Origin of the sequence: Streptomyces sp. NPDC015220 (genome assembly GCF_043079345.1) — a bacterium.
Classification (GTDB): Bacteria; Actinomycetota; Actinomycetes; order Streptomycetales; family Streptomycetaceae; genus Streptomyces.
In genome coordinates this window covers 192,448-216,872 of the sequence record NZ_JBIBUK010000013.1, presented here as the reverse complement: position 1 = coordinate 216,872, position 24,425 = coordinate 192,448, and the positions used below count along the sequence as shown (strand labels likewise).

General features: G+C 71.8%; 20 protein-coding genes and 2 pseudogenes. 12 read left to right on the top strand and 10 right to left on the bottom strand.

Features of this window, described 5'->3' with window-relative positions; all coding sequences use genetic code 11:
• Nucleotides 1–2: 2 nt before the first annotated feature.
• The 3 genes from ACF061_RS24880 to ACF061_RS24870 all read right to left on the bottom strand — a co-directional run bounded on the left by ACF061_RS24880 (nucleotide 3) and on the right by ACF061_RS24870 (nucleotide 4,893).
• Nucleotides 3–2,132, bottom strand: a complete 2,130-nt coding sequence (locus tag ACF061_RS24880) for an ABC transporter substrate-binding protein (protein WP_392269161.1) — start codon at nucleotides 2,130–2,132, stop codon at nucleotides 3–5.
• A complete protein-coding gene (locus ACF061_RS24875; protein ID WP_392269160.1) occupies nucleotides 2,129–2,953 on the bottom strand; it encodes a hypothetical protein in 825 nt (274 codons plus the stop codon). The genes ACF061_RS24880 and ACF061_RS24875 overlap by 4 nt, the downstream gene beginning before the upstream one ends.
• Nucleotides 2,954–3,213: 260 nt before the next feature.
• A complete protein-coding gene (locus ACF061_RS24870; protein WP_392269159.1) occupies nucleotides 3,214–4,893 on the bottom strand; it encodes a hypothetical protein in 1,680 nt (559 codons plus the stop codon).
• Between the two features lie 487 nt (nucleotides 4,894–5,380).
• Here ACF061_RS24870 and ACF061_RS24865 point away from each other — a divergent pair, with 487 nt between their 5' ends.
• Nucleotides 5,381–6,679 carry a serine hydrolase domain-containing protein gene (locus ACF061_RS24865; protein WP_392269158.1) on the top strand — a complete coding sequence of 433 codons (1,299 nt, stop codon included), beginning with the start codon at nucleotides 5,381–5,383 and terminating at the stop codon, nucleotides 6,677–6,679.
• A gap of 603 nt (nucleotides 6,680–7,282) precedes the next feature.
• Here the strand turns inward: ACF061_RS24865 and ACF061_RS24860 are convergent.
• Together ACF061_RS24860 and ACF061_RS24855 are read right to left on the bottom strand one after the other, a co-directional pair.
• Nucleotides 7,283–7,816, bottom strand: a complete 534-nt coding sequence (locus ACF061_RS24860; protein WP_392269157.1) for a 2'-5' RNA ligase family protein — start codon at nucleotides 7,814–7,816, stop codon at nucleotides 7,283–7,285.
• Nucleotides 7,817–8,122: 306 nt separating this feature from the next.
• Nucleotides 8,123–8,533 carry a winged helix-turn-helix transcriptional regulator gene (locus ACF061_RS24855; protein ID WP_392269156.1) on the bottom strand — a complete coding sequence of 137 codons (411 nt, stop codon included), beginning with the start codon at nucleotides 8,531–8,533 and terminating at the stop codon, nucleotides 8,123–8,125.
• Nucleotides 8,534–8,631: 98 nt separating this feature from the next.
• On the opposite strand from ACF061_RS24855, the pseudogene ACF061_RS24850 reads away from it, so the two are divergent.
• Nucleotides 8,632–9,486, top strand: a pseudogene (locus ACF061_RS24850) (alpha/beta fold hydrolase); the annotation flags it as partial.
• Nucleotides 9,487–9,505: 19 nt separating this feature from the next.
• Here the strand turns inward: ACF061_RS24850 and ACF061_RS24845 are convergent.
• Together ACF061_RS24845 and ACF061_RS24840 are read right to left on the bottom strand one after the other, a co-directional pair.
• Nucleotides 9,506–9,637, bottom strand: a pseudogene (locus ACF061_RS24845) (IS5/IS1182 family transposase); the annotation flags it as partial.
• Between the two features lie 44 nt (nucleotides 9,638–9,681).
• Nucleotides 9,682–10,272, bottom strand: a complete 591-nt coding sequence (locus ACF061_RS24840; RefSeq protein WP_392269155.1) for a TetR/AcrR family transcriptional regulator — start codon at nucleotides 10,270–10,272, stop codon at nucleotides 9,682–9,684.
• A 581-nt stretch (nucleotides 10,273–10,853) separates the two neighbouring features.
• Here ACF061_RS24840 and ACF061_RS24835 point away from each other — a divergent pair.
• The 4 genes from ACF061_RS24835 to ACF061_RS24820 all read left to right on the top strand — a co-directional run bounded on the left by ACF061_RS24835 (nucleotide 10,854) and on the right by ACF061_RS24820 (nucleotide 15,727).
• Nucleotides 10,854–11,786: an alpha/beta fold hydrolase gene (locus ACF061_RS24835; RefSeq protein WP_392269154.1), complete on the top strand. Its 933-nt coding sequence runs from the start codon at nucleotides 10,854–10,856 to the stop codon at nucleotides 11,784–11,786.
• Between the two features lie 755 nt (nucleotides 11,787–12,541).
• Complete coding sequence (locus tag ACF061_RS24830; protein WP_392269176.1) at nucleotides 12,542–13,765, top strand: S1 family peptidase; 1,224 nt, start codon at nucleotides 12,542–12,544, stop codon at nucleotides 13,763–13,765.
• Nucleotides 13,766–13,868: 103 nt separating this feature from the next.
• Nucleotides 13,869–14,831, top strand: a complete 963-nt coding sequence (locus ACF061_RS24825; protein WP_392269153.1) for a multiprotein-bridging factor 1 family protein — start codon at nucleotides 13,869–13,871, stop codon at nucleotides 14,829–14,831.
• A 344-nt stretch (nucleotides 14,832–15,175) separates the two neighbouring features.
• Nucleotides 15,176–15,727, top strand: a complete 552-nt coding sequence (locus ACF061_RS24820; protein ID WP_392269152.1) for an ATP-binding protein — start codon at nucleotides 15,176–15,178, stop codon at nucleotides 15,725–15,727.
• Between the two features lie 310 nt (nucleotides 15,728–16,037).
• On the opposite strand, the gene ACF061_RS24815 is transcribed toward ACF061_RS24820, so the two are convergent.
• Together ACF061_RS24815 and ACF061_RS24810 are read right to left on the bottom strand one after the other, a co-directional pair.
• Nucleotides 16,038–16,247 (bottom strand): hypothetical protein, encoded by a 210-nt coding sequence (locus ACF061_RS24815; RefSeq protein WP_392269151.1) that lies wholly within the window; start codon nucleotides 16,245–16,247, stop codon nucleotides 16,038–16,040.
• 355 nt (nucleotides 16,248–16,602) lie between these two features.
• A complete protein-coding gene (locus ACF061_RS24810) occupies nucleotides 16,603–17,082 on the bottom strand; it encodes a carboxymuconolactone decarboxylase family protein (protein ID WP_392269150.1) in 480 nt (159 codons plus the stop codon).
• 181 nt (nucleotides 17,083–17,263) lie between these two features.
• Here ACF061_RS24810 and ACF061_RS24805 point away from each other — a divergent pair, with 181 nt between their 5' ends.
• The 3 genes from ACF061_RS24805 to ACF061_RS24795 all read left to right on the top strand — a co-directional run bounded on the left by ACF061_RS24805 (nucleotide 17,264) and on the right by ACF061_RS24795 (nucleotide 19,129).
• Nucleotides 17,264–18,193 (top strand): RNA polymerase sigma-70 factor, encoded by a 930-nt coding sequence (locus ACF061_RS24805; protein WP_392269149.1) that lies wholly within the window; start codon nucleotides 17,264–17,266, stop codon nucleotides 18,191–18,193.
• Nucleotides 18,194–18,233: 40 nt separating this feature from the next.
• A complete protein-coding gene (locus ACF061_RS24800; RefSeq protein WP_392269148.1) occupies nucleotides 18,234–18,410 on the top strand; it encodes a DUF6416 domain-containing protein in 177 nt (58 codons plus the stop codon).
• 356 nt (nucleotides 18,411–18,766) lie between these two features.
• Nucleotides 18,767–19,129 carry a hypothetical protein gene (locus tag ACF061_RS24795; RefSeq protein WP_392269147.1) on the top strand — a complete coding sequence of 121 codons (363 nt, stop codon included), beginning with the start codon at nucleotides 18,767–18,769 and terminating at the stop codon, nucleotides 19,127–19,129.
• Between the two features lie 491 nt (nucleotides 19,130–19,620).
• Here ACF061_RS24795 and ACF061_RS24790 read toward each other — a convergent pair whose 3' ends face one another.
• Complete coding sequence (locus ACF061_RS24790; RefSeq protein ID WP_392269146.1) at nucleotides 19,621–20,373, bottom strand: GntR family transcriptional regulator; 753 nt, start codon at nucleotides 20,371–20,373, stop codon at nucleotides 19,621–19,623.
• Between the two features lie 303 nt (nucleotides 20,374–20,676).
• Here ACF061_RS24790 and ACF061_RS24785 point away from each other — a divergent pair, with 303 nt between their 5' ends.
• The 3 genes from ACF061_RS24785 (at nucleotide 20,677) to ACF061_RS24775 (ending at nucleotide 24,026) form a co-directional block, all read left to right on the top strand.
• Nucleotides 20,677–21,648 carry a nucleoside hydrolase gene (locus ACF061_RS24785; protein ID WP_392269145.1) on the top strand — a complete coding sequence of 324 codons (972 nt, stop codon included), beginning with the start codon at nucleotides 20,677–20,679 and terminating at the stop codon, nucleotides 21,646–21,648.
• Nucleotides 21,649–21,657: 9 nt separating this feature from the next.
• Complete coding sequence (locus tag ACF061_RS24780; RefSeq protein ID WP_392269144.1) at nucleotides 21,658–23,079, top strand: MFS transporter; 1,422 nt, start codon at nucleotides 21,658–21,660, stop codon at nucleotides 23,077–23,079.
• Nucleotides 23,080–23,669: 590 nt separating this feature from the next.
• Complete coding sequence (locus tag ACF061_RS24775) at nucleotides 23,670–24,026, top strand: hypothetical protein (protein WP_392269143.1); 357 nt, start codon at nucleotides 23,670–23,672, stop codon at nucleotides 24,024–24,026.
• Nucleotides 24,027–24,425: the final 399 nt, after the last annotated feature.

The window sequence follows — 24,425 nt, the reverse complement described above, 5'->3', positions numbered from 1 at the left end:
CGTCACCTCCTCTTCGGCTGCGGTGCCCTGTCCGGGGCGGGTCCCAGGTAGCGGAAGGCGCCGTCGCGCACCTGGTGGACGAAGCTGGCGGGGGTGCTGAGCTGCAGGAGCTGCGGATCGAAGGCGAAGTCCCGGGTGATGCCCCGGTACGTGGCGGTCTTCAGCGGAGCGACCAGCGCCTTGCGCGCCGGACGCTTGCCCTTGGTGGCGGTGAGCCGCCGTATCAGCAGGTTCGCCGCGTCGTAGCCCTCGGCCGCCCAGAACCCGGGCGGGCGGCCGTACCGCTTGCGGAACGCCTGGGCGAAGGAGCGGACCTGAGCCGCGCCGGGCCCGATCGCTCCGGCCACGACCGTCCAGCCCGCCGCGCTCTCCTCGGCGGCGAACCGGGGGTCGAGCGCGGGTTCGGCCGCGTACTTCGGCCCGTCGAAGCCGGCCAGCCCCTTGGCCGCCCGGACCGCCCCCTCCAACGGTCCGGCGTAGACGAACGCCTCGATGTCGGCGTCGCGCATGTCCTTCAGGACGGGCCCGAAGTCGGCCGTGCCGGCCGGGACGACGCGGGGGTGGGTGGCGTCGCCGTACTTCCGGACGATGAGGTTGACCATCTGGACGGTCTGCCAGGACACGTCGCCGGCGGTGCGGTCCAGCAGGAGGCCGACGGGGGTGGCCGCACTGGTCGCTTCCAGCTGGAAGGCCAGCTTCATGGCGACCGTGCCGTGCAGGGGGCGGCCGCGCACGAAGGAGCGGGTGTTCTGGTACAGGTTCTGCCCGGCGGACATGCTGATCACGGGCAGCAGGGCCGCGTCGTAGACGGGCAGCGCGGCCTGGGTCGTCCCGTCGGTGCTCGAGCCGAGCACGGCCAGCACGTCCGGGTCGTCGACGAGCCGCTGGGCCGCGGCGGCGGCACGGTCGGCCAGGCCCGCGTCGTCGGAGGTCTTCAGCTCCAGCGTGAACGGCTTGTCGCGGCGGGCGTTGAACTCCTCCACCGCCAGCCGTGCTCCCTGCTCCTGGGCCCGCCCGGCCGCCCGGCCGGCGCCGCTGAGGTCGGCCTGCACTCCGAGCGCCCAACCGGGCTCGGCGGCCCGCTTCCTCCCGGTGCCGCCGTCGTGGCGCAGGGCGGCCCAGGCGGCCACGCCCCCGCCCACGGCGAGCACGGCGGTGCCGCCGGAAGCGACGGCGAGGAACCTGCGGCGCGATGGGTTGGCCCCGGGTGGCGCCTCGGCGAGCGTGGCCTCGATCTCGGGCAGGGCCAGCATCGCGGCCGACCGTTCGGCGACCATGCGGACGACGTCGGCGGGCAGCCACTCGGCGGTGCCCGGGGAGGCGTCCTCCACCAGGGCGGCGTCCAGTTCGGCCGCAGTGGGCCGATCGGCGGGGTCCTTGGCCAGACAGCGCAGCAGGACGGCGGCCACCTCCTCGTCGACGCCGTCGAGGTCGGGGTTGTCGTGGACGGCGCGGTAGAGCAGGGCGTCGACGGCACCGCCCCCGAAGGGCGGTCGGCCGGTCGCCGCGTAGGCCAGCACGCAACCCAGCGAGAAGACGTCGCTCGCGGGCCCGAGGCGCCCGCCGCGGGCCGTGGCCTGCTCCGGGGACAGGAAGCCGGGGGTGCCGACGACGAGGTCCGCCGAGGTGATCGCGGTGTCGTCCAGGGAGCGGGCGATACCGAAGTCGATGAGGCGGGGGCCGTCGGCGGCGAGCAGGATGTTGCCCGGTTTGACGTCCCGGTGCACCAGAGCGGCGTCGTGCACGGCGGCGAGCGCGCGAGCCAGCATCTTGCCGAGCAGACGTACCGTCCGCACGGGCAGCGGGCCATGCCGGCCGACCGCGTCGGCGAGGGACGGGCCGGGCTCGAAGGCGGTGGCCAGCCAGGGCTGTTCGGCGGCGGGGTCGGCGCCGGTGACCTTGACCACCCACGGGCTGTCCACGCGTCGCGCGGCGTTCGCCTCACGGCGGAAACGGGCGCGGAAGGCGTCATCGTGCGCGTACTCGGCTCGGATCACCTTGACGGCGGCGAGCGCGCCCGACTCCGTACGGCCGAGGTAGACGACGCCCATGCCGCCCTCGCCGAGCCGGGCGAGCAGTCGGTGGCCGCCGACGAACGACGGGTCGGAGGGGTGCAGGGAGCGGTCGGTCACTTCTGGGCCCCCAGTTCGCTGCGCACCTTGGTCTCCATCCCGGCCACCGCCCGTGCCTGGACGGTCAGCAGGTCGCCCTGGCCGAAGCCCTTGCCGCCCTCGAGGACGACGGCGATCGTCACCGGACCGAGCCGGACCTGGTTCCAGATGTAGTACGTCGCCCCCTTGCCGAGCGCCGGATCGTCGTACGTGCCCATCTCGATGAGGTAGTCGTCGGCGGAGGTGTTGCCGTTCGTGCCGTAGCCGGAGCCCATCGAGTTCAGGCCGCTGATCCGCTCGGTGGCACGCAGTTGCTGGTCGGGGCAGCGCAGCGCCTCCTCCAGCGTCTCGGCCATCTCCTGGTCGGCCTGCGCTGCGGTGCGGTGCAGGGTGACGGTGGCGGCGGTGCGGACCTCGCCCTTCGAGTCGGCCGCGGGCAGCCGGCTGTAGCGGGTGAAGGTGGCGAGGACGTCGCCGGGCAGGGGCTCCTGCCGCCAGACGCAGTCGGTGCCGAGGACGGGCCAGGCGGCCGGGTCGCTCTCGTACGGGGGGCGCTTGATGTAGCCCGGGCCATAGCTGTCCGGGCCGGCGGTGACGGCGCGGACCAGGTCGAGGGCGGCGAACGGAGTGGTGGGAACGCGCGCGGGGTCGACCGTGAAGCGCACGGTGGGGACACCCGTCCCGCGCTGTCCGGCCGGTGAGGTCACGGAGGCGGAGGAGGCGCTCGGACCGGTCCGGTGGCCGCCGTCACTCGAGCCGGAACACCCCGCGAGCAGCACCCCGCAGACGGCCAGCACCGCGTATCCCCGCCTGGTGCGTCGTTGCGTCGCCGTGTACGTCATGAACCCCCCACTCACCATGCGTCAGTGCCAGTGTCGCAACCGGAACGAGTGTAGGAGACATCGCCCAACTCGCTTTGCAAAAGGGTCGGTTGATAGAGCCACGTGCCAGTTCTGAAGGACGCCGGTGAGTCATCCGGCGGCCGCGCGAGCGGGGGAGGCCTCGGCGACCTGCCGGCCCCGCACTCCTGCTCGCCGTCGCCGAGGACCAGTGCGCCGGTCGGACGCGGTGGGGACCGGCGGACGATACGGCTGGAGCGCGGTCAGGCGCTGGAACCGCGCTCCCGTCGCCGCAGTTGCCTCCTGCGCTGTCGCTCCTGCCTCTCCTCGGCCCGGTAGGTGCGCCGGTACGCGCGGATCAGCACGGCGTGGGACAGCGGCACCACCTCGGGCAGGGCCTGGCGCGCCAGGCCGTACAGGTCGCGGGAGACCGGGGCGCCGAGGGCGGGGCTGGACCCGGGCTCCAGCTTGCGCAGGCCTTCGGCGATCCAGGGGTCCACCCGCTCGGGACGGGCGAGCACCCTGGCGCCGCGCACGGCGTCGTAGCCGTGCGCCGACGGGTGGCTCGCGACGTACCGCCGCAGGATCTCGCCCGCCTCGGGAAAGTCCTCGCAGGCCCGGCAGAGCACACCCGCCAGGTGCTCGGACCGGCGTGCGTTCAGCCCCGTCCGGAGGCGCTCGAACAGCTCCGGCTCGGCGCGCAGCCGTGTCGTCAGGAACCAGTGGGTGAAGGTCTCCGGACCGATCCAGGGCTCCGCCATGCGGGCGGCCGGGCGCGTTCCGCCGTGCAGCGCGAGGGCCCAGGTCACCCAGGCGTGCGCCGCGGGCCGGGTCCGTTCGTCCTCCAGCCCCGCGAACTCGGGGAGCCGTTCGAGGGTGTGTGAAGCGGTGACGTACTCCCGGTGGCCGGTCAACAGCAGGGCCAGCATGACGCGTTCGGGCAGGCCGGGGTGGTCGGACAGTCCGGGCGGCGCGGGAACGCCGGAAGCGGTGAACGACGCGGCGCTGTGCCGCCAGCGCCGGCGCTCCCGCTCGAAGAGCACACCCGCGACTTCCTCGAAGCGCCGGGGGACAGCGGGCACCGGCTCGCCGGTCAGCGCGGTGACGAGGGCCTGGGCGTGCAGATCGAGAGGGGTCTGGAAAGAAGTCCGCTCGGGCCGGACGGGGGCGGCGCCCAGGGCGGCACCGGCGTCAGCGGCCTCCGTGCCGACCACCCGCTCGGTGCCCGCGGCGTCTTCGAGGGCCGCGGTGAAGGCGGCCAGGGCCTCCGCGTGGCGCTCGGCCAGGACGGCCCGGTCGAGCACCGGCGGCGCGAGATGCAGTACGGGAGCGTCGGCGAGGAGGCGGAGCACGTCGGGGTCGCCCCGGGAGTATTCCAGTTCCTCGCCGGCCACGGCGCGGAAGCGTTCGGCGTGTCGGACGACGAACAGCAGGCGCACCGGTGGCGTGTCGGGTGGACGCGCCCCGAACTCCAGAAGCAGCGGGACGACGTCCGCGCGCACCAGCGAGTGCAGATGGCTGTCGACGTCGGAGCGCAGGTCGGCCTCGTCCACCACGACCAGCGCGGGCCTGCCCCGGTCGCGTAGCGCCGGGAACAGCTTCCCGGAGCCGCGCAACAGCCGCCCGGCGGTCCACGACTCGCCGAGCGCCCGCGCGAGTTCCAGCGCCAGCCGTGACGTGCCGACGCCACGGTCACCGGCCAGCAGCATGATCGGGTGCGGATCGGTCTCGTCCTCGCACCAGTGCCGCAGCCGCGCCAACTCGTCGTCGCGGTCGCGGAAGGGCACGGGGCTGTGCAGCGGCGACAGCAGCCGGAAGACACTGGGGTCCGCACCCGGCTCGGCCGGGTGCGGAGCCGGGTTCTCCAGCAAGTCCCGGTAGGCGTGGAAGCGCTTGATCCGCCGGAGGCGCCGTTCGATCCCCTCGGCGCCGGCGGCTGCCACGCCCCCTGCACCCGTCAGGGCGGCGGCCTGCCACCACGGCCCGTCCCACGCACGAGGCAGAGCCATCCGCACGCAGAGCCCGAGCCACCCGACGACGACGCAGGCCACGCCACCCCAGTGGAGCACGTCCGCCGCTCTCCGCAGCCCTTTCCCGGGCCCCGGATCGGCCCAGCCACCCCGCTCCGCGCCCGGACGGTCCCCCGCGCCCACGGCATCCCTCCCCGCCCACGCCTGCCCAAGGCCCCCATGATCACCCGGTACGTCCGGTACGGCAACGTCCCGTCGGCCAGGGGACTGGACCGAGGGGTCGAGCAGGCCGGCCGGAGTGACGGCGAGGGCCGGGCCCGGGGCCCGTACCGGGACCGGTCCCCCTCCCCGAGTCCGAGGCCGGGAACGCCGCTTCATCCGCTGGAAGGATGCCGCGCCCGCGAGTGATCGATCAGGATGACCGGTACATTCCTGTTCGAACACATGGGAGGGGAATCCCTTGCGCATCCTCCGGAGTGCCGGAACCGCCGTCGCCACCGCTCTGTTACTGACCGCCGCCGCGCCCGTGGCCTCGGCGGGCACCGCAACCGCCGCGCCGGCGGCGTCCACGGCCGCACCGGATCCGGCGGCCCTGCGCACCGCCCTGCGCGCCGTCACGGACGCCGGGATGTACGGCGTCTACTCCTCCGTCCGCGACGGCGCGCGGAGCTGGTCCGGGGCCTCCGGGGTCGCTGACGTGGACACGGGCCGCCCGGTCCGCCCGGACATGCGCCAGCGGGTGGGCAGCATCAGCAAGACGTTCACCGCGGTCGCCGTGCTCCAGCAGGTGGAGCGCGGCCGGATCCGACTGGACGCCCCGATCGGCGATTACCTGCCGGACCTGATACCCGGTCAGCGCGGCCGGCAGATCACCGTCCGCATGCTGCTGAACCACACCAGCGGCATCGGGGACTACGTCATCGGCGCCTTCCCCTCCCTCGCCCAGGGCTCGACCGCCAGCCTCGACGAGGAGCGCTTCCGGTCCGTCCGCCCGGAGGAGCTGGTCCGCCTCGGCCTCGCGGCGCCCGCCACCGGCGCGCCCGGCGCGCTGCCCGGCCACTACTCCAACACCAACTACGTCATCGCCGGGCTGCTGCTGGCCGAGGTCACCGGCCAGGACCCCGAGACGTACATCACCCGGCACGTCATCGACCGCGCCGGGCTGCACCACACCTCCTACCCGCGCACCCCCCACATCCAGGGCCCGCACCCGCGGATGTACGAGAGCTTCTACGGCCTGATCGACCCGCCCCGCGACTACAGCGTCTACGACATGTCCTGGGCGTACACGGCGGGCGCGGTCGTCTCCACCGCCGACGACCTGAACCGCTTCTACCGCGCCCTGCTGACCGGCCGCCTGCTCGGCCCGGCCGCGCTGAAGCAGATGCAGACCACGGTGCCCGTGGACGGCATGGCCTACGGCCTCGGCATCTACGCCGTCGACATCCCCGGCTGCGGCCGCTTCTGGGGCCATGACGGCGCGGTGTTCGGCGCGGGCACGATCGCCCTGTCCAGCCCGGACGGCAGGCGGCAGGTCGCGGCGGGCTGGAACCTGATGAAGTACGAGCGCCTGAACGCCGACGGCACCGGTTTCGAACCGAGCCCGATCGACGACGCCCTCAACAGCTACATCGGCGGCGCCCTGTGCTCTTCGTCGACGTCCCCGGCCGTCCCGCGGTCCCTGACGAAGACGCCCGTCCCCGCGGTGCTCCCGGGCATCGACTCCGCCCCGGGCGCCTGGACGAGCGCCCTGCGCTGATCCGGTCCGGGCCGATCCGCCCGGGTCCGCCGCCGCGGGCGGATCGGCCGCGGACGGATCGGCCGCGGACGGATCGGCCGCGGACGGATCGGTTCAGCGGCTGACCGTGGGACGTATCGGACGGCCCGGCAGCCCCGGCTCGCCGGGCACCGCTCGCCGGGCCGTACGACTCTCGCCGTCGCGGCCACCAGGCCAAGGCGGAAGTCCACCGGTCCGGGGCTGTCCCGGAAGCCCTACACGCCCAGCGGCCTCACGGCTCCACCCACCGGGCGCCAGCACCAGCCCGTCCGCGTCGAGTGCCGGGACTCCACGGAGGCTCGTCGGCGGCGGCGCCGCCCGGCGGCCCCGCCCACTCACGCCGCGTCCAGGATCAGACCGGTGCGCTCGACAGGGGTGTTCGCAGGCGTCGTTCGCCGAGCAGGTCGCCGGACTGACGTCCCGGCACGGCATCGGACGCAATCCTGACGGTGGTCCTCAGCACGGTACGCGGGGACGAGCGGGACGGCTTCGCTCAACGCATGGAGGCGTCGGAGGAACGGCGCTCACGCCGACGGCGCGGACCACCGCATCAGGGCACGCTGACCGGTCGGCGTCGGGGGCGCCTCAGGGGCGGGGCTCCAGCACCTCCAGGGCGCCGGTCTCGGTGTCGTAGCTGCGCAAGGTGATGAGCCAGGCCGACAGCGGCGGCGCCGGCAGCAGCTCAGGAACCCGCCGGCCGGCGAAGGCACCCGGGCGCCGGGTACGGCCGAGGGTGATGTGCGGGCTCCAGCGCCCCGGTTCGTGGAGAGGGTTGAGGGTCTCGGGCGGACTGTCCGAGACCACCGCCTCCCACACCCGGCGGTGCAGACCGGCCAGCGCGGAATCGAGATCCAGCGCCCAGGCCAGCACCGAGGTGGGCCGCTCGAAGCGCACCACGCCGGTGAACCGCACCGACAGCGGCAGGACGGCGGCCACCTCGGCGAGCTCCCAGCGGATCGGGGCGGTCAGCTCCGGGCAGGCGGCCAGAGTGAGGTGCGGCCTGTTGGTCGGTGAGCGGTGACGCGCCTGACTGGGCAGCCCCGCGTCCGCGAGCCGTCGCCAGGCCTCCCGGACCGCTGAATCCGCCGCCTCGTCCAACAGAACCTCGACCGTACGCACCGCCGCACCCTACCGGCGAACGCCCGCGGTGTCCCCGCCCGCCCGGCCCGACCGTCCGGAGTGTCTCTCGCTGGGAACGACCGCGGATCGGTGCCCTCGACGGCCGGCTTCAGGATCTTGGGGTGCCTCAGGCAGAACCGGGAGGTGCCGTCCTCGAACACCATCTCCCCGTCGTCCTTCACCAGCTCCTTCGTCGCCGGCCACTGCGCCGGCCTCATCCCCTCCATCTCCTACGCGGTACCAGGGCGGCGACGCCGGCCACATCGAGTACTCGAGCCACCGATGCTGGGCGCGGAACCGGCCTTCCTATCCCCCATCGACCTCCTGGTCGGCGGCTTCGTTGGCGCGGTTGATCTCGGTCATGTGCTCCTCCGCCCAGGTCCGCAGCCCCGCGAGCGCGACTTCCAGGGACAGACCGAGTCCGGTGAGTCGGTAGAAGACCCGCGGCGGCACGGTCGGCTCGACCCGGCGCGACACCAGCCCGTCACGGGTCAGGCTTCGCAGCGTCACGGACAGCATCTTCTGCGAGACGCCGGGCATCCGGCGCCTCAGCTCCGCGAAGCGCACCTCGTCCGGTGCGGCATCGGCGAGCGTCTTGACAGCCATGGACGTCCACTTCGTACCTATACGGTCCAGCAACTGCCGCGTCGGGCACCGGGGATCGAACAGATCGCCGCGCGCCCCGCGACCGGCGGTCCGGGCTCGCCGGGTGGTCACCTGTGGCTCACCACCTTCCCTGAAAGTGCCGTCTAGGCACCGGTCGGACAGTTACCTACCGTTTTGTGGTCACCAATGGTAACCACTGAGGAGCCGTCATGCCCGCCACCACCACACACCGACTGCGCCGCATCGCGACGAACGGCGTCCAACTCAACGTCGCAATCGCCGGGGACGGACCTGCGGTTCTCCTGCTGCACGGCTTTCCGCACACCTGGCGACTCTGGAGCGGCATCATGGGCCGCCTGGCCGAGCAGTACCGGGTCATCGCCCCGGACCTGCGAGGCTTCGGTGCCAGTACACGAGCCGTCGAGGGCTACGACGCAGGAACCCTCGCCACCGACGCCGAAGGGCTGCTCGACGCACTCGGCGAGCCCTCGGCAGCAGTGGTCGGCATCGACGCGGGCACCGCCCCTGCCGTCCTGCTCGCGCTGCGCCGCCCCGGCCTCGTCCGGCGCCTGGTCGTGATGGAGGCACTGCTCGGCCGCCTTCCCGGAGCAGAACACGTCATCGCGGGCGGCGCCCCGTGGTGGTTCGGCTTCCACGCCGTCCCCGGCCTCGCCGAGACCGTCCTGGCCGGCAACGAGGCCCCGTACATCGACTGGTTCCTCGACTCGGGGACGCTCGGGCGAGGAGTGCCCGACGACATCCGCGCGGCATTCGTCCACGCGTTCACCGGGAGCGAGGCCCTGCGCTGCGCGTTCTCCTACTACCGGGCCCTGCCCACCAGCGCGCGGCAGATACAGGACGCCGTCGCGACGGCTCGGCTGACGATGCCCACCATGGCCGTCGGCTCACACCCCGTCGGCACCGGACTCGAACACCAACTCCGTCCCATCGCCGATGACCTGGTCGGACACCATCTCCGGGATTGCGGCCACATCATCCCCCTCGACCGCCCCGACGCATTCTTCGCGCTCCTTGCTCCCTTCCTCCGCGCCGATCCGCCGAAGTCGGAGCAGGGTCGCGGGATCACGGTCGGCGGTTCTGGCGTTCGTCCCAGCGGTGAGCCGTCCGTGACCGACGGATCAGGCTGCGCACGGTGGTGATCGTGTCGGCGAGTTCGAAGAAGGCGTCAACGACAGTGACGCGACGCTCGAAGCACAGGTGGCGGGCTCGCCCCGTAGTCCGCTTTCGCCGGACAGATCTCAGTCGCTCGCGCCGAGAGCCTGCGCAAGTGCGCCGAGGGTCACGTCGACGATGGCGCGCAGCCGCTCCATGCTCGTTCCGGCTCTGCTCATGACCGCGAGGGACTGGTTCACGGCCGCGAGGTGGGTCGCGAAGGACTCGGCCGCCTCGTCGTGCAGTCGGCCGGCCTTCAGCGCGGCGCGTAGCCGGGTGTGCTGGAAGCCGATCGCCTCCTGTGCGCGCGCCGCGACGCTCGCGCTCAGCACCGGGGTCGCCATGACGGTTTGGGCCACCAGGCATCCGTCGGGCAGATGGGGGTCCGCGATGCGTTCCAGGGTGATGTCGAAGAACGCCCGCGCGGCCGCCAGGGGCCGGTCGCCGGCGCAGGACAACGCGGCGTCGTACTTGTCTCCGTAACGCGTGGTGTAGCGCTCCAGGCAGCGCATGAAGAGCGTGTCCTTGTCGCCGAGGGAGGAGTAGATGGAGCTGCGGTTGAGTCCGGTCGCCCGGGACAGGTCGTCCACCGACGTGTCCGCGTAGCCGGCCCGCCAGAACTGGATCATCGCTGCATCGAGCGCCGTGGCGACGTCGAACTGCTTCCTGCCCGCCATGCCGCGCCTCCCTCCTGCTCCGCCTTCTTGGCGGAGACCATCATCCCATCTTGAACCAAACAGTTCAAGATGGGTTAGGGTGAAGGCGTGATCAAGGCCGAATACCCCGCGAACCGCACAGCGCGGCGACACGCGCACCGCGTACTCGCGGTCGGCGCCATCGCGTTCGTCCACATCGCGGCCATGGCGGGCGGAACACTGACGATCCCGCTGTACGTGCTGTGGGCCTCGCGATGCGGCTTCGGACCGCTCACCACCGTCGTCGTGTTCATCGCCTACGTCGTCGCAGTCGTCGGCGCGCTACTCGTGGCCGGTCCCCCTGTCCGACGCCATTGGCCGCCGTACCGTTCTCGCGCTGTCGCTCGCCCTCACGGCGCTGAGCACTCCGGGACCCGCGCCGGCGGACGGCCTCACGGTCCTGCGGTCGTTCGTCGCCAGTGGCGTGCTCGTCGCGGCCTCCTCGGACGTCGACGGGTTCTTCTCCTCGCCGGTTCCTGCGTTCGGCCGACGCACCGAATCAACCAGCGCACCTGACACCTTCAGCAGCCCCTCAACACACCTCACACCAGTGGAGGAGAGTCATGAACGACCCCGCTAGCGCTCCCCGCGTGCCCGGCAACCCGGTCCGCGACCTGCCGCTGCCCGACCTGGCCGGTTTCACCCACCGTTGGGTCGACGCGGGCGGCGTCCGGCTTCACGCGGTCGAGGGCGGCCGGCCGGACGGTCCAGCCGTCGTGCTGCTCGCCGGGTTCCCGCAGACCTGGTGGGCCTGGCGCAAGGTGATGCCGAACCTGGCCGACCGATTCCGAGTCATCGCCATCGACCTGCCGGGCCAGGGCCACTCCGAACGCCCGGACATCAGCTACGACACGCACACGGTCGCCGCTCACGTCCATGCCGCGGTCAAGGCGCTCGGAGTCTCGACATACTGGCTGGTCGCCCACGACATCGGCGCGTGGGTCGCCTTTTCCCTCGCCTCGAAGTACCAGGACCAGTTGCGTGGCCTGGCACTGCTCGACGCCGGCATCCCGGGCATCACACTCCCTGACGCCATTCCGACCGACCCCGAGCAGGCGTGGAAGACCTGGCACTTCGCCTTCCACCTCGTGCCCGACCTGCCCGAGGCACTTCTCGCCGGCCGCGAACAGGAATACGTCGGCTGGTTCCTGAAGGTCAAGGCCCTCTCCTCCGACACCTTCGACGACGCCGATATTGAGCATTACGCCGCGTCCGTGGCCGCCGTCGGCGGTCTCCGCGCATCCCTGGCCTACTACCGGGACGCCGCCGAGTCGGCGCGGAAGAACCACGAAGCGCTGGGACAACAGCGCCTGACGGTCCCGGTCCTCGGGATCTCCAGCAGCCACGGCTCCATCCCCGACATGGCGGCTTCCATCAGGCCGTGGGCCGACCACGCCGACGGGATCGTCGTGCCGGACGCAGGACACTTCATCCCCGACGAACAGCCCGATGCCGTCGCTGCCGCGCTGACCGACTTCATCACCGAAGACGATTGAGACTCGACGGAAGCGCGTGTCAGGACCGGCACGGCACCCGCACCCCTGACCGACTCAGCTGTCCGGCATCGCAGTGCCGCGACTCCCTCCTTCTTCTTCAACACGACACCCGAACGCAGCCCGCCGATCACCAGAGGCGACGACCCCGCCCGGTTCGCTCGCTCTCGTGACCGGGCTGGACACCACCGGACGGAGCCGGCACGCCAGGCGTTGGCCAGGGGGACGGTGTGATCGACGTCGCGCTGCTGGTGTCCGGGTATCCGGCCACCGCGGCCGGGGCCGCATCGGCCGCCACTGCCCACCCGTCCTACGTCGACTCACGCGCGGTGGGTGCCGCGGATCGGGTACCGATCACAGACCGGGCGCCGCAGCGGGGGCCGGCGGCAGGCTCACCGGCAGGCGATCGACGTGATCCGTCTCGGAATTGCGGATCGGAACGCGGTGGGTCCTCCTGGGTTCGCCCGGAAACCGGCGTTCATGCGCTTACCGGGATCGCCCGTGCTCCGGCCCCCACCTCCCTCAACGCCGGTCCAGGGCGTCCACCGCAGGCGCTGCTGAACTCAACAGATATCCGCATCTCTGTGGAAAACGGAATGCTGAACACGCCTTGAACAACAGGGCTTGTCCAGGCCAGAGTTCGGGTCTGCGGCGCCACTTCCCCAATGCGCCGCCGGACCGGCATTCCACGTACCGCTGACGACTGTCTCCCTCCCCAGGAGACCTTCCGGCACCCCACCTGCGAACGTGACATGCCCATGCAGAGAGGAAGAGTAGTGCGCGTTTCTCGAATATCCCTGGTGGCCACCGCCGTCGGCACGCTGCTGACGGCCGCCGTCGCCACGGGCACCGCTCAGGCGGCCCCCTCCCCCACCGCACCCCGCTACCAGCCGGCGATGGTCACGGCGCTGGCCCGGTCCCTCGGCGTCAGCGAGGACGCCGCCGTGGCCCGGCTCGATCACCAGGCCGCCCAGCAGGGCGAGTTGACCGAGCTCGGCCGTTCGGGCGTGGTGACGGACGGCGCCTACTTCGGCGCGGACGGCAAGCTGACGGTGAACGTCCCTTCCGCTGCGGCGGCCGCACAGGTCAGGCAGCACGGCCTGGAGGCGCGCGTACCGCAGCGCGGCGAGCGTGCTCTGGACCGGATCAAGGCGTCGCTCGACACACAGGCCCTCCGCAACGCCCCCGACGGCGTCGCCTCGTGGGCGGTGGACCTGCCGAGCGACACCGTCACCGTGCACGTCACCCCCGGCCGTACGTCCGCGGCGGCCAGGTCGTTCCTCGAGGTCGCTGCCTCCCACGGCAGCGCGGTGCGGGTCGTCCGTGACGGGCAGCGCCTCGCCCCCCAGGCGCTGGTGTACCCGGGCAGCAGAATGACCTGGAACAACAGCAGTGGCAGCTGGGTCTGTTCCGTCGGGTACGGCGCCCACGACTCCTCAGGGCGCCAGTACCTGGTGAGCGCGGGACACTGCGTGGCCGACCTCACCGACCTGTACTACAGCAACGCGCACTTCGCGAAGGGCGTCCACAGCCGCTACGCCCTGGGCCGGCAGAGTGTCGACATGGGCATCGCCCAGGTCGACTCCGACGACTCGATCGCCACCCAGGTCGGCACCTGGGGCAATGGGACGAACGTCGCCGTCAAGGGCAGCAAGCGTGCGGCCTCCGGGGCTACGCTGTGCAAGTCGGGCCAGACCACGGGGTGGACCTGCGGCGCGGTGAAGTCGTACAACGTCTCGGTCACCTACACCGACGAGCACGGCGGCCCCAACACCGTGGTCACCGGTCTGGCCAGTTCGTCGGTGTGCACGCAGGGCGGTGACAGCGGCGGCGCGTACATCTCCGGCAACCAGGCGCAGGGCATGACCTCGGGCGGCCCCACCGGCCAGAAGTGCTCGGGCACCAACTCCAGCGGCTCGTCGTACTTCCAGCCCCTCGATGACGCCCTGTCGTACTACGGTCTGACGCTCAACACCAACTGACCGCCGGCTCGGAAGTCAGAGGGCGGGCCCGCTGAATGCGGGCCCGCCCGGTCAGGCATATGATCCCACACCACAGGACCCGCACCAACAATGCGGAGGTGCCATGAGAAGACCGCACCGGCCCGAACCCGCCGATGACGACTCCACCTCCTCCATGCACGCTGCCGCCCCGGACACCACTGGAGCCTTCGCCGCCGTCTTCCGGGACGCCGTCCAGCGGCGAGGCCTCTCACTCGACCGGGTCCGCGAGCGGCTGGCCGCGCAAGGCATCAACGTCAGCCTCGCCACCCTGAGCTATTGGCAGCGCGGGCGCAGCCAGCCCGAACAGGCGCGCTCCCTGCGCGCCGTGGACGCCCTCGAGAGCATCCTCGATCTCCCGTCCGGCACCCTGCGATCCCTCATCGGGCCGAGCCGGCCCCGCGGCCGTACCACCGGCAAGGCCCCCGGACTGGACGTTTCGCGCCAGGTGTTCGGAGAGCAGTCCCATATCGAGCTCGCCCTGGGCCCGAAGTTCTCCCGGTTCAACGACGACCTCGTCATGGTGACCGTCCATGAGACGGCACGGATCGACGGGCACCGCCGTCTCCGGTCCGTCACCGTGAAACAGGTGATGCGGGCGACGCGGGACGGGGCGCGTCACATCACGGTCGTGCATGACGAGATATCCGCCGAGTCCGCGACCGTCACCGCTCACTACGGCCGGCTCGGCACAGTACGCCGGCTGCCGGAGCTGCGGACCGTCGTCGCGGAACTGGGGTTCGGAAGGCCTCTCGCCCGCGACGAGACCGCGCTGATCGCCTACACACTGCGGTACGGCCCCGAGGCTACGGAATCCCCGCAGCACTACGAGCGGCGAATGCGCACCAGCCCGCGCGAGTACCTGCTGCACATCTGCTTCCACCCCGACGCTCTGCCGACGAGCTGCAATCGCTACTCCAAGGAGCGGATCGACGCGCCCACGCGCTCCGAGCGCCGCACCGCCCTGGACGTGTCGCACACCTCGCACATGCTGCTCCACAAGTGCCCGCCCGGAGTGTACGGGATGTCCTGGGAGTGGCCCCGCTGACCGGCCGGCTTGATCGTCCGCCTGAAAAAAATGGAGACAAGGTGCTTCGTCCGCGCTCGATCCCGGCCTCGGGTGCCGCAACCCGGTAAGGCAGTACCTCTCACACGTATTCCTCCATCCCGAACGCCTTCCGTCAGCCGGGTACGCACACCACGGGCGAGACTCCGGCGCGGAACGGCGGGACATCCGGCCTCTCGTCCTGGACGCCGCGCACAGCGTGCACATCACGCCCGCCGCATACGGCGCCGGGAGCTACGGGATCGCGTGGGAACAGGATGGGTCCGACCGTTGACGAGGGGCCGCCCCGCAACCGTGCGGCGCCCCCACCGAGGAGACAACACCGCATGCCCCGCTCCCGCTGGACCTTCGCCGCCACTCCCGTCGCCGTGCACACCGTGCGGAAGGGGATGTGCGCGGCCGTGCAAGGTTGGGGTGTCGTACTCGATGACGAGCAGCGCTCGGCCCTGCAACTGGTGGCATCCGAACTGCTGACCAACGGTCTGCTGCATGCCGGCGGGGAACTGACCGCTGAGGTCGCGCTGGAACACCCGTATCTGATCCTCGAGGTCACCGACGGTGACCCGCGGCCTCCCCACCGGGCGGACTCGGACCAGTGCGCCGAGCAGGGCCGCGGTCTCGCCCTCCTCGACGCCCTCTGCCTGCTCCGGGGGTACGAACCCGCGGGCACGGGAAAGCGCTGCTTCGCCGTCCTGTCGCTGGAACACCGGCTGCTCGGCCCGACGCCGGAGATCCCGGAAGAAGGGCACGTGCCTCAGGAGCGGGCCGACCGCTGGACTCTCACCCCGGCCGCGCACCGCCTGCTGCGGCGGCTCCTCCCCGCAGATCCGCAGGCGCCCGAGGAGGTCGACGCGCTCAGCGGGTGGCGGCGCCCCTGACCTCCGCTGACCGGCGTCGTCCCGCTGACGGCGCTGTCCTGGCCGTCCTGACGCCGGCCCAGTACGACGCCGCCGGGCCGGTGGTGGGGGTCGGCCCGCACGTGGTGGAGATGCCCGGCAGCAGCCCGCCCGGTCAGGCAGAGGGGCGCCGTCTGGTGTCGCCGCCGCTGCCGTTCAGCGGGATCAGCGTTTCCAGATGAGCGCCTTCGACCCAGGAGCCCAGCGTGCCGCCATCACTCCCCCGTTCCCCAGCCCGGTGCCCCGCCGTGGGCGCCGAGGGGCGCCCTCCGGCCCGTACCTGCGCGGGGACTCATCGGCCGGCCTGGGTGACGCCGCTCGCAAGCCGTCCCAGGACGTTCGAGATCCCCTGGCCCGCCGGGGTGGGTGCGATCAGGACGCCCAGCGCCAGGACGATGACGACGGTCAGCTTCTCGTCGAAGCGGCTACGGGCCTCCGTACGCCGCCGCAGCCGCCAGAGGACGATGACTGCGAGCAGCACCGCCACGTCGATGGTCAGCAAGCGTCCCAACCTCCCCCACACAACCGGCCGACACCACGCGGGGACGGCGGCGCGCCACCCCGGCCTCCTTGTGTAGCCGGGCCTCAGCGACGCTGGGACCGAATTGGCGACAAATGGCACAAAGCAATCGGGTCTGGCCGAATACCGCACAGCGGATCAGCCGTGGACATGCACGGCGAGACATACGATCTTCACAAGCCGAGCACCGGCGGACGGCGCGAGGCCCCGGCACGGTCCACCTGACAGGCCATCGATGATTCCTCTCGCGGCGAGGGACGGTGCGAACCCTTGCCGTCCGTGGCATGCGCGGGTCCGGCCCGGACCGAACGATCCGGGCCGCCTTTCCGCCTCCCGGTCAGCTCGACGTACTGGCGAACATGCCGAGCTCGTAGGAGCCCCCCGGGTTGTGCACGATCACGTTCATCCGGGTGGCCGCGTTGATCAGAGAGACCAGGCAGACCAGCGCACCGACCTGGTCGTCGTCGTAGTACTTGCGTACCTCGGCCCAGGTCTCGTCGGAAACGCCGCGGTCGCCGAGCCGTGTGCCTTCCTCGGCGAGCGCCAGCGCGGCGCGCTCGGCCTCGGTGAACACAGTGCTGTGCCGCCAGGCGGCGACCAGGTTGAGCCGGAGCGCGGTTTCCCCGGCGGCCGCGGCCTCCTTGGTGTGGACGTCGACGCAGAAACCGCAGCCGTTGATCTGGCCGACCCGCAGCTCCACCAGTTCCCGCAGGGCCTTGGGCAGCGTCGACCCTTCCAGGGCCAACGAGGTGTTGTAGAACCGCTTGGCGACCTTCGCGGCGGTCGGGCTGTCGAACAGGTTGAAACGAGCTTCCATGACGTCGTCCTCACTCCTGGTGTTGCGTGCTGCCGCACTGGACGAACACAAGATGCCGACGGCCCGGTCCTTGTGACGACGCGATGATGTGGCGTGCGTCACCGATGGCGGGCGTCACAAAGCGATGGGGGCCGGCGTCTGGTGCACGGCGCAGTCGACAGCGGACGGACAGGAGCCGGCGATGAACGACCGAACTACGAGCGACTGGAGAAGGGCCCCCTCCGAGCCGGTCGCTCATGGCGACCGCACGGGCAGCGTCAAGGCGTTCGTCGCCCACCGCAACCTGCTGTTCACCGTCGCCTACGAGATGCTCGGCTCCGCCGCCGACGCCGAGGACATCCTCCAGGAGACCTGGTTGCGGTGGGTGGGCGTCGATCTCGACACCGTGCGGGATCAGCGTGCGTACCTGGTCCGGATCACCACCCGGCAAGCGCTGAGTCATCTGCGCACGCTCGGTCGGCGCAAGGAGTCCTACGTCGGCCCCTGGCTGCCCGAGCCGCTGCTCACCTCACCCGACGTGGCCGATGACGTCGAACTCGCCGACAGCGTCTCGATGGCGATGCTGCTGGTACTGGAGACGCTCACCCCGACCGAGCGGGCGGTGTTCGTGCTGCGCGAGGTGTTCGACCTCGGGTACGACGAGATCGCCGAGGCCGTCGGCAAGAGCCCGGCCGCGGTCCGCCAGATCGCCCACCGGGCACGGGCCCACGTCGCCGCGCGCCGACCGCGCCGGGTCACTTCCGCTGCCGAGAACCGCCGCACCGTCGAGGCGTTCCAGCGGGCAGTCGAAACGGGCGACCTGCAGAGCCTGCTCGACATCCTCGCGCCGGACGTGGTCCTGCTGACCGACGGCGGCGGAGTCGTGCAGGCCGCACTGGCGCCTGTCGTGGGGGCCGACCAGGTGGCCCACGTGCTGGGCAGGATCGCCGCCGCGCTGTCACTGCAGCCGACACAGGTCAACGGCGACCCGGCGCTGATCGTCCGGCAGAACGGCGAGATCGACACCGTCGTGGCGATGCGCATCGACGACGGCCTCGTCACCGGGCTCTACGCCGTGCGGAATCCAGAGAAGCTGTCGCATCTGGAGCGGGAGACCACCTTGCGCCGCTGAGCCTCGCTCCGGCGAGCAATGGCCGTTTTGGAGCTCGGACATGAAGAGGCGGATGCCCGAGGACCGACCTCCGGGTCGACGGCGGACGCGGCGGCAGCGTGGGCGGCGGTTGCCGTTCTACCGGTGGAAGGCTCCTGAGGGGAGCACGGGCACAACGTACGCAGTCCGCCCCTCGGTGGCAGCGGTGTTCCTGGCCGCTCAGCTCGGCGCTGCGTGATCTGCGCAGCACCAACTGATCGCCGGCGTCCGTGACCTGCGGCCGTCTTGTCGATCGACGTTCCGACCTGCTGCTGGGCTGTCGGCAGTTGTCGGCGTCGGCCGAAGAGTTCCAGCGCGTGTGGACTCGGTGAGCGGGCCGGAGAACCACCTCAGGAGAGAGGCTGGGTGGTCCCGGGCCTGAGCTGCGGCCGCGCCGTCTCGGGAAGCGAGCCGCCGACCGACGGCGGGGACAGCGGTGTTGACCGTGGCTGACCCCGGCGCCAGGCACGGTGGTGGCACGGGCCTGAGCCGGCGACAGCCGGCCACGGTACCGTTCGTGCCGTCGTTGCCCGTGCCGAAGGCAGTGGAGGTGCTATGAACTCGGGAACCTCGGGTGGTTCACCGACGGCTGACGACGCCCTCGTCGCGCGCCAGTTGATCGCCATCCTGAACGACCCCGACGCTCCCGAGGGGGACCGACTCGACGCCGCGAGCGATCTGGAGTTCCACTCGGGTGCATGGTTCGAACAGGAAATCTTCGAGATCCTCCGGAGGGAGCGGTTCGCAAGCGTCCTCGCACAACTCTGCGCGGAATCGCTCGCCGGGACCTGGGCGCGACAGGGCCGGATCGACCAAGACTTCTTCTCGGAGCTTCGGGGCCCGGCGCTGGACGAGGTCCTCGGCATCCTGGGAGCTCGCGCCGCGCACTTGATACCGGCAGGACCCGAGAACGTGTGAAGGGGCCGATCGCCTCACTGATCCGACTGCGTCGCCGGTGGCCGGTCTGTTGATCAGGCGTCTCGCTGACCGGCGGGACTGACGAGGCCCACGGCTCTGAACCGCTCGGATGCCGTGGGCTCCTGTCGTTGTCGGTCGGCGTCGGTCGGCCTCGCACGGCCCAGGGACGGCCCGAACGTCACCTGGGCTTGCGGGATGGTCCGGAGTCCCGCCGACGAAGATGTGCGGGGCCGGGTCGGACAGCGCGGCAGCCGTCTCCTCGGCGTACTCGATGTGCGGCTGCGGTGGGTCCAGCCGCCTGGTGCTGATGGCCTGGGCCGCGAGGGTGCTCAGGCCGCGGCCGTCTTGGGGCGTTCGACGAGCCGGCCGTGTTCGAAGCGGGCTCCGTCGCGGACGAGGGCGGCGAGGCGGGGCGTGTTCACGGCCCGCCACCGCTGCTGGGCGCACCAGCCCGATCTGGCCCGCCGTGTCCGGCGTACTGCCCACCGCCGTCAGCGGCGCGGCGCCAGGTGCAGCAGTGGGGCCCCGGCCGGGAACAGGTACTTGGCGGCCAGGACCGGCCGGCCCGCGATGGAGACGGTCTGGGTGAGAAGGAGTGCCGGTGTCTCCGCGGGCCGGGAGATGGCCGCGCCGCGCTCCTTGCCGAGCAAGGTGGCGCCCAGGGTGCTGCGGGACGCCATCGACACGGTGGCGGTGTCGAGGAAGGCGGAGAGCATGGTGGCGGCCCGGCCCGGGTCGGCGGGCCCGGTGCCGACCGCCGTGGCCAGAGCCGGGTCGACGGCTCGCAGAGTCTCCGTGTCGGCCGCCCACTCGTGCGCGAAACACGCCGGGGTGCCGTCGACGTCGACGACCGTCTCCCAGAAGCAGGTGCGTGCCGAGGGGGCCAGGCGCAGGTGGAAGCCGGAGAAGTCCGTGGGCTCCTCCAGTTCGACCGCGAGGCGTCGGCAGCGTACGGCCCCTGGGCCGAGCAGTGTCTCGACGGGCAGCAGACGCTCCAGGCCCGGCGCCGGCGGCAACTGGTTCACGGTGCTGCCGGAGCCCTGCCGGCGGGTGATGACGCCGTCCTCCTGAAGGAGGATCAGCACCTCGCGCAGGGCCGGGCGGCTGACGCCGAGCCGTACGGCGAGGGCGGGTTCGGAGGGCAGCCGGGCGCCCGGGGGGAAGGTGCCGTCATCGATCGCCGCGACGATGCGCTGGTAGAGCTCGACGCGGGGTGAGTGGCGGCGGTCTCCCTGCTGAGGCATCGAAGCTCCCCTTATTTGTCTGACATATATCGCCGACCGGCATCCGGTTCGGTCAAGAATAGCCCGTCGGAGCGCCGGCCGTCCCGTCACGGCCTCCGGTCCGACCTCCCCCTCCCTGCCTGCATGAACTGCTTCCTCTCCTTAGTCGCCACCGGAAGGTGACGTGTGCAGCATCACCCTTGTGCTCCCGGTGAGGCCGTGCCTAACCTCTCGCCAGCCATCCGAAAGATGTCAGACAACTTAAGGATGGCGTCCATCGGGTGACGCTTTCGCGCGGCCCCCAGTCCCCCTGAAAGAGGCGACATGTCCGTCCTCGCATCACGTCCGCTGCTCATGGACTGCGACACCGGCGTCGACGACGCCGTCGCGCTGATGTACCTGTGTCAGACGCCGGGCGTCGACCTGCGCGCGGTCACCACGGTCGCGGGCAACACCAGCGCCGAGCAGGCCGCTCGCAACACCCTCCAGGTACTCGAGGTCGCCGGCCGCACCGACATCCCGGTCGCCGCGGGCGCCGCGGCCACCCTCCGCGGCGACGTGAAGGCCGAGGCGAGCTTCGTCCACGGTGAGGGAGGTCTCGGCGGTGTCACCCTGCCCCCGCCCTGTGCCGCGCTGGACCCACGGCACGCCGCGGACCTCATCATCGACACCGCCCGGGAGTCGGGCGGGGACCTGCACATCCTCGCCACCGCTCCCCTGACCAACCTCGCGCTGGCCCTGCGCAGGGAGCCCCGGCTGCCGGAGCTGGTCTCCCACGTGACCGTGATGGGCGGCGCCGTCCACCATCCGGGCAACATCAGCCCGGTCGCCGAGGCCAACATCGGCAACGACCCCGAGGCCGCCGCCCTGGTGCTGGCCGCCGACTGGGACCTGACCCTCGTCCCGCTCGACGTGACCATGCGGGAGAACCTCACCGAGACGCACCGGCAGCGGCTGCTCGCCAACGGGACGCCGGTGAGCCGGCTCGCCGGCGAGATCCTCGACTTCTACTTCACCTTCCACGAGCGGACCGCGCTGCCCTTCCGCGGCTCCGCCTGCCACGACCCGCTCGCGGCCGGCATCGCCGTCGGCGAGGTCGCCCCGAAACTCGCGCCGCGCCTGCACGTCACCGTCGACACCGCGGACGGCGCGGCCCGCGGCGCCCTCGTCGCGGACACCCGCGGTCTCCACCTCGGCTACCCCGAGCAGCCCGGCGCCCACGCGGCCGTCGTCCTGGAGACCGACGGCACCTTCCCGGACCTCCTCGTCGACCGGCTCTGCCAGGTCCGGAAGTGAGACGGCGCGATGACTACTGACCTGACGACCCGGCCGGCGAAGGCGGCGGCCGGGACGGCGGCGCTGATGACGGCGCTGCTCGCCGCGTGCACGGCCTTCCAGCTGAACGCCAGCATGCTCAGCCCGGCCCTGGTCACCATGGCCCGGGAGCTGCACACCGACGAGGCGAACACCGGCCTGTCGCAGACCGTGTTCTTCACCGCGTCCGCGATGTTCTCCCTGTTCCTGCCCCGCTTCAGCGACATCGTGGGCCGCAAGCGCGTCCTGCAATGGATGCTGGTGCTCATGGCGGCGGGGACGGTGCTCGCGGCGCTGGCCCCGAACATCGCGGTCCTCGACGTCGCGCGGGCCGTCCAGGGCGCCTGCGGTCCCGTGGTCCAGATCTCCCTGCTGATGCTGCGCTCCGAGGTCACCGACCCCAAGCGTTTCGGGACGCTGATGGGCGTGGTCGCGGCCGTCAACGGCGGCATCGCCGGGGTGGACGCGCTGGTGGGCGGCTGGCTCGCCGACCACCACGGCTACCGCAGCATCTTCTGGGTGATCGCGGTCGTCGCGGCCCTAGCGGCGGTGCTGGTCCGGGCGGGCTGCCCGGAGTCCCGGCCGTCCGCCAGCACCCCGATGGACTGGGCGGGCGTGGTCCCGCTCGTGGTGAGCGTCGCGGCGCTGCTGGTCGCCGTCGACCAGGCGGAGAAGCTGGGCGCGGCGAACTGGCCGCTGGCCATCGGCCTGCTGGTCGTCGCGGTGGCGGCGTTCGCGCTGTTCTGGCGGACGGAGAAGCGCGGCACGCACCCCCTGGTGCGGATCGGCGACCTGCGCCGGCGCGCGACCTGGGCGCCGCTGCTCACCACCCTGTTGACCCTGATCGGCGTCTTCGCCACCGTCAACGGCGTGCTGATGTCGTTCGTGCAGAACGACACGGTGGGCTTCGGCATGGGCTCGAGCCTGGCCTCGGTGGTCTTCCTGACGCCGTTCGCGCTGGTGGGCTGGCTGGTGGGTCCGTTCACCGGGCGGCTGGCGCCGGTCCTCGGCTACCGTCGGATGCTGCGCTGGGGCCTGGCGGGCAGTGCCGTGGTGATCGCGGTCATGGCGCTCGCGGGTGTGCACTCGCTGCCGGTGATGGTCGCCTGCACCGTGCTGCTCGGCGTGACGTACGCGGGGGTGGCCAACATCGTCCTGAACCTGCTCGGTGTCGTCCTCGCCCCGAAGGAGAACCCCGGGTTCCTGCCCGGGCTGGTCTCGGCCGCGTTCGGCCTGGGCGCCGGACTGAGCTTCGCCCTGCTGTCCGCCGTGCAGGTCGCGGGGAGTCCGGCGGGCAGCGACTCGTCCAGCGGGTACGTCACGGCGATGATCATCGGAGTGGTCGTCGTGGTGGCCGCGTGGGGCGCCTCCTTCCTCATCCCGCGGCCCGAGGACGCCGAGGTCTCCGCCTGACGCAAGGGCGCTGTTACGCATGCGGGCGCCGGGCGGCACACCCACCGGTCGGCGCGAGGCGATCACCGGAGCGCACGCCGGCCGCTGGGCCACCATCGTCCCGCCCCGGCGCAGTACGCGAGCGGAACGCCGTTGTCGGTGACGGATGCCCAGAGGGCCGTACTCGAGGGGCGGGTGCGTGGCCGGTCGACGGCTCGGGCTCTTGGCCTGCGGTCCCGGATCGTTCCGGAGCGTGCCCAGGGGCACTCGACCACGGGGGTGTCGCGGTGGCGGCAGGTCGCTCCGGACACGGTCGGTACCCGGCGCAGGCGCTTTCTCGACGGCCGCCTGGAGGGCCTGTCCGCCGAGCCAGGACCCCGAACCGCACCGCCTTATCCACTCCTGCCATGGCCACGTCGCTCCGTTCACCCGTCGCTGACCACCGAGGACAGCCCGATTCCAGACTTCCCGAAGGTTTCGCGAAGGCCGGCCACGCATGGTGAGAACACAACACCCGGGCTGCCGACGGTCACGAAGCACATCCGCAGGAAGGCAGTCCGCAGTCGGTAAGCAAGGTCCTCGACCGACACGAAGGAGACATCACCGTGCGCATGAGCACACACCTCGCCGGCGTCGCCATGGGCGTCGCCCTTCTCGCCGGTGGTATCACCGCCCCGGCTCAGGCGGCGTCCGAGGCCGTCGCGACGAAGGCTGCCCCGGCTTCCAGCACCGCGCCGGGCCACGGCCCCGCCGTGGCGGCTGAAGGCTGGACCACCGCGCTCAGGGCGGGCGATCCGGTCCGGGACGGCTACAGCGCGTCCAACTCCGTGCTCTGGCGCACCTCCGGCGCGGGGCAGTCTCTCCACTACTACAGCACCAAGGTCAACTCGGCCGGCAACCGCTGGTACCAGATCGACTCTCCCAAGTGGGGCTGGATCTACTGCGGGAACGTCTCCGCACCCTGCTGACCTGGCCGGTCCCCCCGCTGCGACAGGTGGGGAGGCGCCTACGGCTCCTGGGTCCAAGTACTCGGGTGCCGTAGCCTCTCCGTCCGGCACGGGCCGATCCCTCCCGGCGCCGCTCCCACCGGTGACACCAAGCCGGTGATCATGGACGTGTGCCGTACCGCGCCCACGCTGCTTGCTCGGAGACGCCGAGCGCGTCGCCGATCTGCGACCGGGGACGGTCGAGGAAGCAGGCACGCATGGCCACGTCGCGGGCCCGGCGAGTGAAGCAGCCGTCCGGCGGGCGGATCGCGGCCAGGGCGGCCACGGTTCGTCCGCCCGGATCAGGGCATCGAGCTGTCGTCAACGGCACAGATCCGCTCGCGCGGGCGGCCGGGGCAGCGATGCCTGCGACATGCTCGG